Genomic DNA, 8,287 nt, shown 5'->3' on the forward strand with positions numbered 1-8,287 from the left:
AACGGAAGGACAGCCTGATGCCGGGACGTCAACGGCGTGACGGCGGCAGCGGACCCGCCGGAGCCAACGCAGGACCCAATGCAGGCGGAGGTGACAACCGCGGCGGAGACAACCGTGGAGGTCGCGACCGTCGCGACTCGCGGGGCGGCAACGCTCCCGAGAAGAACAACCTCGAGCGCGTCGTCGCGATCAACCGCGTCTCCAAGGTCGTGAAGGGTGGTCGTCGCTTCAGCTTCACCGCCCTCGTGATCGTCGGAGACGGCAACGGTCTGGTCGGCGTCGGCTACGGCAAGGCCAAGGAAGTTCCGGCCGCCATTCAGAAGGGTGTCGAGGAGGCTCGCAAGAGCTTCTTCCGCGTCCCGCTGATCGGTAGCACGATCACGCACCCCGTCCAGGGTGAGGCTGCGGCCGGTGTGGTCATGCTGCGCCCGGCAAGCCCCGGTACCGGTGTCATCGCCGGTGGCGCGGTGCGTGCCGTGCTCGAGTGTGCAGGTGTCCACGACATCCTCGCGAAGTCGCTGGGTAGCGACAACGCGATCAACGTCGTGCACGCCACCGTTGCGGCTCTCAAGAGCCTGCAGCGTCCGGAAGAGGTCGCGGCTCGTCGTGGTCTGCCGATCGAGGACGTCGCTCCCGCCGGCATGCTGCGCGCTCGCGCCCAGGCAGCAGCAGGAGCAGCTCATGGCTGACCTCAGAGTGACCCAGATCAAGAGCACCATCGGTCAGAAGAAGAACCAGCGTGACAGCATTCGCACGCTGGGCCTCAAGAAGATCCGCCAGTCGGTGATTCGCGAGGACACCCCGCAGACCCGCGGGCTGATCAACGTGGTGCGTCACCTCGTCGTCGTTGAGGAGGTCACCAAGTGACCATCAAATTGCATCATCTTCGCCCCGCACCGGGTTCGAAGAGCGCGAAGATCCGCGTCGGTCGCGGTGAAGGCGGAAAGCGCGGCAAGACCGCAGGTCGTGGCACCAAGGGCACGGGCGCTCGTAAGAACGTCCCGGCCGGCTTCGAGGGTGGCCAGATGCCGATCCACATGCGGCTGCCGAAGCTCAAGGGCTTCACCAACCGCAACCGGGTCGAGTACCAGGTCGTGAACCTGGTCGACATCGAGCGACTGTTCCCCGAGGGTGGCGAGATCTCCAAGGACGATCTGGTCGCCAAGGGTGCGGTGCGCAAGAACCGTCTCGTCAAGATCCTCGGCGACGGCGACCTGTCGGTGAAGGTGTCCATCACCGCCGACAAGTTCACCGGCAGTGCCAAGGAAAAGATCAACGCAGCCGGCGGATCCGTCACCGAGTTGTGAGTTCGGCGGCCCGCTCACTCGACGAGTGAGCGGGCCTCCGGCAGTACGGACCGATGGCCGTGGTACGACTCTCGTGCTGCGGCCATCGGCCGTTCGGTGCCACGGTGAGTGGGTTGTCCGGCTCGGCCCGGGCTGCGCACTCCGCGGCGCTGTTAGAGTTCGACGGGGTGCCAGTGCGCCCCGACCATCTCCCTCGTTAGTCACCCCGTCCAGGAGGATCGTTGCTTTCCGCCTTTGTGTCGGCCCTCAGGACACCTGACCTGAGACGGAAGATCCTCTTCACTCTCGGCCTCATCGCTCTGTACCGCTTCGGCGCGACGCTGCCGTCGCCCGGTGTCGACTACGGCAACGTCCGTCAGTGCATCGACCAGGTGTCGGGTGGCGACTCCGCCGGCATCTACTCGCTGATCAACCTGTTCTCGGGCGGCGCTCTGCTGCAGCTGTCCGTGTTCGCGATCGGCATCATGCCCTTCATCACCGCGAGCATCATCGTCCAGCTCCTCACCGTGGTCATCCCGCGGTTCGAGGAACTCCGCAAGGAGGGCCAGGCCGGCCAGGCGAAGATGACGCAGTACACGCGCTATCTCTCCATCGCTCTGGCGATCCTGCAGGCCACGGGTCTCGTCGCGCTCGCCTCGCGCGGACAGCTGCTCCAGGGCTGCAACCTCGACATCATCGCGGACTCGTCCATCTTCGGACTGGTCACCATCGTGCTGGTCATGACCGCGGGTGCTGCCCTGGTCATGTGGTTCGGCGAGCTCATCACCGAGCGCGGCGTCGGCAACGGCATGTCGCTGCTCATCTTCGCCGGCATCGCCTCGCGCATCCCGTCCGAGGGCAAGTCGATTCTCGACAGTCGCGGCGGCATCGTCTTCGCGCTCGTCTGCCTCGCCGCTCTCGCCATCATCATCGGCGTCGTCTTCGTCGAGCAGGGCCAGCGCCGCATCCCGGTGCAGTACGCCAAGCGCATGGTCGGCCGCCGCATGTACGGCGGCTCGTCCACCTACCTGCCGCTGAAGGTCAACCAGGCCGGTGTCATCCCGGTGATCTTCGCGTCGTCGCTGCTGTACCTCCCCAATCTCATCGCCCAGCTGACCAATGCCAGCACGGCGGCGGATCCGAGTTGGTGGCAACGCGCCATCAACACGTATCTGGTGAACCCGGCGAACCCGGTGTACATCGCGATCTACTTCGGCCTCATCGTCTTCTTCACCTACTTCTACGTCGCCATCACGTTCAACCCCGAGGAACGTGCCGACGAGATGAAGAAGTACGGCGGATTCATCCCGGGCATCAGGCCGGGACGTCCGACGGCCGACTACCTCAATTTCGTTCTCAGTCGCATCACGCTGCCCGGTGCCATCTACCTCGGCACCATCGCTGTGCTTCCCAACCTGTTCCTCGACATCGGTAACTCCGGTGGCGCCCAGAACCTGCCCTTCGGCGGAACCGCGGTGCTCATCATGGTGAGCGTGGGACTCGACACGGTGAAGCAGATCGAAAGCCAGCTGATGCAGCGCAACTACGAAGGGTTCCTCAAGTGAGACTCGTCCTCCTCGGTCCTCCCGGAGCAGGCAAAGGTACGCAGGCGACGCTGCTGTCGGAGAAGCTGGGAATTCCCCACGTCTCGACGGGCGATCTCTTCCGCGCGAACATCGGCCAGAAGACGCCCCTGGGCATCGAGGCCAAGAAGTACCTCGACGCGGGCGACCTGGTCCCGAGTGCGCTGACCGTGGACATGGTGCGCGACCGTCTGGCCGAGCCCGACGCCACCAACGGCTTCATCCTCGACGGCTTCCCGCGATCGACCGATCAGGCCGATTCACTCGCCTCCATCCTCGAGGACGCGGGCACGACGCTCGACGCCGTCGTCTCCTTCGTCATCGACGAGGACGTCGTGGTCGAGCGCATGCTCGCCCGTGGGCGGGAGGACGACAAGGAGAGCGTCATCCGGAACCGGATGAAGGTCTACCGCGACGAGACGGCTCCGCTGCTCGAGTACTACAAGAGCCATGGCCGCAGCGGGCAGGCCGGAGGCCGGTCGGGACTACTCGTGACGGTCGACGCCGTCGGCGAGGTCGAGGACGTCAACAAGAAGGTCATCGACGCGATCCAGGGCGACGACTGACCCATGGCTTTCGGACGTAAGCGCAAGGTGGTTCCGTTCCGCAGCGCCGGTGAGCTCGATGCCATGGCTGCGGCCGGGGCCGTCGTGGGCGCCGCTCTCGTCGCGGTGCGCGACGCGGCGAAGCCCGGCGTGTCCACTCTCGAGCTCGACGCGGTGGCCGAGGCGGTGATCCGGGACGCGGGCGCTGTCCCGTCGTTCCTCGGGTACCACGGCTTCACGGGCAGCATCTGCAGCTCGATCAACGATCGCGTCGTGCACGGCATTCCGAACTCGTCCGACGTGCTCGCCGAGGGCGACCTCATCTCGATCGACTGTGGCGCCATTCTCGACGGCTGGCACGGCGACTCCGCCTGGACGTTCGGTGTCGGTGCCGTCATCGAGGCCGACGAGCAGCTGAGCGAGGCCACTCGGTTGTCGATGGAGGCCGGTATTGCCGCGATGCTCCCGGGCAACCGCCTGACCGACGTCTCGCACGCCATCGAGCAGGGCACGCTGGCCGCCTCGGCGGCGCACGGCCGCGCGTACGGCATCGTCGACGGCTACGGCGGCCACGGCATCGGTCGCGAGATGCACATGGAGCCGTTCCTCGCCAACGAGGGTGCGCCGGGCAAGGGCCCCGAGCTGGTGGTGGGTTCGACGCTCGCCATCGAGCCGATGCTGACACTGGGCACCCACGAGACCCGCGTGTTGGACGACGACTGGACCGTGGTCACCACGGACGGATCGCGATCCGCGCACTGGGAGCACACGGTCGCCGTCACCGAGGACGGGCCGAGGATTCTCACTCTGCGTCCCTGACGCAGATCCTTCCGACCCGTCCGGGTCGTCAGGCCCAGTGCTCGGCCGGAACCTGCTCCGACTCCTTCGGCGGCGGCGGGGGAGTGCCGTCTCCGAACGGCCTGCCGCCCAACGCTTCCCGGCCGTGTGGGCTCAACCAGCTCGACAGGTCCGGCCCCTTGGGCACGATGCCGGTCGGGTTGATGTCGGTGTGCACCTCGTAGTAGTGCGACTTGATGTGCACGAAGTCCGTGGTGTCGCCGAATCCCGGTGTCTGGAACAGGTCTCGGGCGTAGGCCCACAGCACCGGCATCTCGGAGAGCTTGCTCCGGTTGCACTTGAAGTGGCCGTGGTAGACGGGATCGAACCGCGCCAGCGTCGTGAACAGGCGGACGTCGGCTTCGGTGATGGTGTCGCCCACCAGGAATCGCTGGTTCTCGAGGCGGTCGCTCAGCCAGTCCAGTCTCGCGAAGAGAGCGTCGTACGCCTTCTCGTACGCACTCTGGGAGCCGGCGAAACCGCACTTGTAGACGCCGTTGTTGACGTCGTGGAAAATCAGTTCCGCCACCTCGTCGATCTCGCCGCGCAACGCTTCCGGGTACAGGTCGGGTGCGCCCTCACGGTGGTACCGCGTCCACTCCGTCGAGAAGTCGAGCGTCATCTGCGGGTAGTCGTTGGTGACCACCTCGCCCGTCGACACCTCCACCATGGCGGGCACGGTGATCCCGCGTGGGTAGTCGGGGAAGCGCGCGAGAAACGCGTCCTGCAGACGTGGGATCTTCAGCACCGGGTCGAGGCCGTCGGGATCGAGATCGAAGGTCCAGCTCCGCTTGTCGTGGGTCGGTCCGCACACTCCCATCGAGATGGCGTCCTCGAGACCCAGGAGCCGACGCACGATGATGGCGCGGTTGGCCCACGGGCAGGCGCGGGCCACGACGAGGCGGTAACGACCGGCCTCCACCGGGTAGCGCGACGACGGATCGTCGGTGATGCGGTCCTCGATGTAGTTCGTGTCGCGGTCGAAGCCGCCCTTCTCCACGTAGGACGGGGTACCGCTGTCGGTGCTCATGGTCGTAACTTACCCGGGGTCGGTCAATTCCATCCCGATGTGCACTCCCAGTTCGGTGAAGCCGAGCGAGAGGCCGAACAGCCGGGCGGTCGCGTTGTCCATCGGCACCGACCACTGCGGCACGAGTCCCGCGTCGATGGCCTCGTTCGTGGCCAGCCGTGCGGCGGTCGAGCCGTACCCCCGCCGGCGTCGTGACGGCACGGTGACCGCGACGGTGTCGGCGAGGAAGCCACGCCACTCGACGTACCCGGCTGCGGCCGCGGGGAGAGCGTCGTCCTCACCGTCGGCGTCGTCGAACACCGTGAACCACGAGTCGACGCCGACCGCGCGGATCCCGGTGGCGTCGTCGGGAGGCACCAGTGCGAGGACGCGGTCCACATCGTGCCCGTCGTGGGAGATCAGAGGGTGTTCGACGCGCACGTCGTCGCGACTGTCGTCGAGGAAGGCGAGGACCCGTGGTCCACCGCAACGACCCCGGCGCTGTCCCGCGAGCTCGGCGAGACCGTCCCGCGTCGCGAGCACGTCGTTGCCCAGTGCCTCGGCGCGGTCGAGGATGTCGCCGGGTCCGACCAGGACCGCGTGGCCGTCCAGGACGACGAACGTGAGGCGGGTCGCGTCGTCGTCGACCACGTGCAACCGCTCCGCGTCGTCGAGCGAGGCGTCGTCGGGAAGACCCAGTTCTCGCGCCTAGGCGAGACGGACGATGTCGATCTGGTGGGAGTTCATCGCCGTCCACGCTAGCGCCGCTTGTGGCGACCATGCTCGGCGCCGTATATTCCAAGCGGAATATACGGGCGAGGGGATCGACATGGAACGCGTGACACCGCTGGCCATCGCCGTGCTCGCTTGCCTGTTCGAGCGGCCGATGCACCCGTACGAGATGTATCAGCTCCTGCTCGAGCGCAAGGACGACCGACTGCTCAAGGTACGTCCGGGGTCGCTCTACCACGCGGTCGACCGCCTGGCGGAGCGTGAGCTGATCGTGGCGGTCGGCACCGAACGGGAAGGTAATCGGCCCGAGCGCACCACCTACTCGGTGACCGACTCGGGTCGGGCGGCTCTGTCGGACACCCTGCGTACTCTCCTGGCGGAACCCACGCCCGAGTACTCGCAGTTCACCCTCGCCTTGTCCGAGTCGCACAACCTCCCCGGGCCGGAGGTCGCGACACTCGTCCGTACCCGTATCGCTCTGCTGGAGAAGGATCTCGACGAGATGCGCGTCATCGATGCGATGGCCGTCGATCGCCACGTTCCCCGGCTCTTCTCCGTGGGCCTCGACTACACCCTCGCCCTGCGCGAGGCCGAACTCACCTGGCTCCGGGCCTTCGTCGACGACATCGACTCCGGACGTCTCCCCTGGCTGGACAGCATTCTCACCGAACGACAGGACCACCGATGACCAGCACCACCAGCCCGGCCGTGAAGGAGGCGTCCCCCTGGATCGCGCTCTGGACCCTGTGCCTCGGCTTCTTCATGATTCTCGTGGACACCACCATCGTCGCCGTCGCGCAGCCGGCGATCCTCGAGGGTCTGCAGACCGACATCTCGAACGTCATCTGGGTGACCAGTGCGTACCTGCTCGCGTACGCGGTACCGCTCCTCGTGACCGGCCGTCTGGGCGACCGGTTCGGGCCGAAGAACCTCTACATCGGCGGGCTCGTCGTCTTCACTCTCGCCTCGCTGTGGTGTGGCGTGTCGGGGTCGATCGAGATGCTCATCGCTGCGCGCGCCGTGCAGGGCCTGGGCGCCGCGATGATCACGCCGCAGACCATGGCCGTCATCACCCGCATCTTCCCCAAGGACAAGCGCGGTGCCGCGATGGGCGCCTGGGGCGCGGTCGCCGGCGTCGCGACCCTGGTGGGTCCGCTGCTCGGTGGCGTGCTGGTCGACGCGTTCGGGTGGGAGTGGATCTTCTTCATCAACCTCCCCGTCGGTGTGGTCGCCATCGCACTGGCCGTCAAGTTCGTGCCGACGCTCCCCACCAACGACCACAAGTTCGACATCCCCGGCGTCGTGCTGTCCGCCGCCGGCCTGTTCTTCATCGTCTTCGGTCTGCAGGAGGGTCAGAAGTACGACTGGAACGGGTGGATCTGGACCTCCATCGCCGTCGGCGTGGTCGTCTTCGCCGCGTTCATCGTGTGGCAGTCGCGCAACCGCAACGAGCCTCTGGTGCCGCTCGGGTTGTTCCGCGATCGGAACTTCTCGCTCAGCAACATCGGCATCGCGGCCATGGGCTTCGCGATGACCGGCATGATGCTGCCGATCATGTTCTACGCGCAGAGCGTCACCGGACTGACGCCCACGCGTTCGGCCCTGCTGTTCGTGCCGATGGCGGTGCTCACCGGCGTGCTCGCACCCAACGTCGGCCGTCTGGTGGACCGCGTGCACCCGCGCTACATCGCCGGCACCGGCCTGACTCTGCTCACCGTCGCCCTCGTCTGGCTCGCGATGGAGATGACACCGACCACGGCGATCGTCCGGCTCCTCATGCCCATCGCCCTGATGGGTGTGGCCAACGCGCTCATCTGGTCTCCGCTCGGTGCCACGGCCACCCGCAACCTGCCGATGTCGCAGGCCGGCGCGGGCAGCGGCGTCTACAACACCACCCGCATGATCGGGTCCGTGCTGGGCAGTGCGGGTATCGGCGTGCTGATGCAGTCCCGCATCTCCGCCGAGGTGCCGTTCGCCGGTGCGGCCGGCGCGTCGGGCGAGCTGTCCACGGGCCGGGTGCCGGCACAGGTGGCGGAACCGTTCGCCACCGCGCTCGCCCAGTCGCTGTACCTCCCGGCCGCGGTCCTGCTGGTCGGAGCGATCGCGACGCTCTTCTACGCGCGCCCGAACTTCGGTGGGCACGGGGCTGCGGTTCCGGATCCGTCGGTCGAGGCGAGTGTTCCGGCCGGGACGACGCCCGTCCGCTGAGGCGGGCAGGCCGGAGGCCGGTCGGGGTAGGCGGGCAGGCCGGAGGCCGGAGAACGAGGATGTGTGCGCACCTGGCATGCTCCGATC

10 protein-coding genes are annotated in these 8,287 nt (G+C 67.1%); 8 read left to right on the plus strand and 2 right to left on the minus strand.

Going from position 1 to position 8,287, the window contains the following annotated elements; translation table 11 throughout:
- The first annotated feature begins 17 nt into the window (after positions 1-17).
- From rpsE to map, 6 genes are all read left to right on the plus strand, one after another.
- Positions 18-689 (plus strand): 30S ribosomal protein S5, encoded by a 672-nt coding sequence (gene rpsE, locus J4E04_RS03945; protein WP_027504670.1) that lies wholly within the window; start codon positions 18-20, stop codon positions 687-689.
- Entirely contained in the window at positions 682-867 is a 186-nt protein-coding gene (rpmD, locus tag J4E04_RS03950) for a 50S ribosomal protein L30 (RefSeq protein ID WP_027504671.1), read from the plus strand. Before rpsE ends, rpmD begins: the two co-directional genes overlap by 8 nt.
- Positions 864-1,307 (plus strand): 50S ribosomal protein L15, encoded by a 444-nt coding sequence (gene rplO, locus J4E04_RS03955; RefSeq protein WP_027504672.1) that lies wholly within the window; start codon positions 864-866, stop codon positions 1,305-1,307. The genes rpmD and rplO overlap by 4 nt, the downstream gene beginning before the upstream one ends.
- A gap of 221 nt (positions 1,308-1,528) precedes the next feature.
- A complete protein-coding gene (secY, locus tag J4E04_RS03960; RefSeq protein ID WP_027504673.1) occupies positions 1,529-2,851 on the plus strand; it encodes a preprotein translocase subunit SecY in 1,323 nt (440 codons plus the stop codon).
- Entirely contained in the window at positions 2,848-3,435 is a 588-nt protein-coding gene (locus J4E04_RS03965) for an adenylate kinase (RefSeq protein WP_222645523.1), read from the plus strand. Before secY ends, J4E04_RS03965 begins: the two co-directional genes overlap by 4 nt.
- 3 nt (positions 3,436-3,438) lie before the next feature.
- The gene (gene map, locus J4E04_RS03970; RefSeq protein ID WP_222639395.1) at positions 3,439-4,233 is read left to right on the plus strand and encodes a type I methionyl aminopeptidase; all 795 of its coding nucleotides are present in this window, start codon (positions 3,439-3,441) and stop codon (positions 4,231-4,233) included.
- A gap of 28 nt (positions 4,234-4,261) precedes the next feature.
- Here map and J4E04_RS03975 read toward each other — a convergent pair whose 3' ends face one another.
- Positions 4,262-5,281 carry a glutathione S-transferase family protein gene (locus tag J4E04_RS03975; protein ID WP_222631663.1) on the minus strand — a complete coding sequence of 340 codons (1,020 nt, stop codon included), beginning with the start codon at positions 5,279-5,281 and terminating at the stop codon, positions 4,262-4,264.
- Positions 5,282-5,290: 9 nt separating this feature from the next.
- Positions 5,291-5,911: a GNAT family N-acetyltransferase gene (locus J4E04_RS03980; protein WP_490149921.1), complete on the minus strand. Its 621-nt coding sequence runs from the start codon at positions 5,909-5,911 to the stop codon at positions 5,291-5,293.
- Positions 5,912-6,089: 178 nt separating this feature from the next.
- Between J4E04_RS03980 and J4E04_RS03985 the strand changes: the two genes are divergently transcribed.
- Positions 6,090-6,680: a PadR family transcriptional regulator gene (locus J4E04_RS03985; RefSeq protein WP_056441868.1), complete on the plus strand. Its 591-nt coding sequence runs from the start codon at positions 6,090-6,092 to the stop codon at positions 6,678-6,680.
- A complete protein-coding gene (locus tag J4E04_RS03990; protein WP_222639404.1) occupies positions 6,677-8,200 on the plus strand; it encodes an MFS transporter in 1,524 nt (507 codons plus the stop codon). The genes J4E04_RS03985 and J4E04_RS03990 overlap by 4 nt, the downstream gene beginning before the upstream one ends.
- The last annotated feature ends 87 nt before the right edge of the window (positions 8,201-8,287 follow it).

The sequence above is a fragment of the Rhodococcus sp. NFXS4 genome (genome assembly GCF_058139645.1).

Excerpts from the sequence above, each read along its gene's own strand:
- rpsE (WP_027504670.1), top strand. The coding sequence starts at position 18 with ATGCCGGGACGTCAACGGCGTGACGGCGGCAGCGGACCCGCCGGAGCC.
- rpmD (WP_027504671.1), top strand. The coding sequence starts at position 682 with ATGGCTGACCTCAGAGTGACCCAGATCAAGAGCACCATCGGTCAGAAG.
- map (WP_222639395.1), top strand. The coding sequence starts at position 3,439 with ATGGCTTTCGGACGTAAGCGCAAGGTGGTTCCGTTCCGCAGCGCCGGT.
- J4E04_RS03975 (WP_222631663.1), bottom strand. The coding sequence starts at position 5,281 with ATGAGCACCGACAGCGGTACCCCGTCCTACGTGGAGAAGGGCGGCTTC.
- J4E04_RS03985 (WP_056441868.1), top strand. The coding sequence starts at position 6,090 with ATGGAACGCGTGACACCGCTGGCCATCGCCGTGCTCGCTTGCCTGTTC.
- J4E04_RS03990 (WP_222639404.1), top strand. The coding sequence starts at position 6,677 with ATGACCAGCACCACCAGCCCGGCCGTGAAGGAGGCGTCCCCCTGGATC.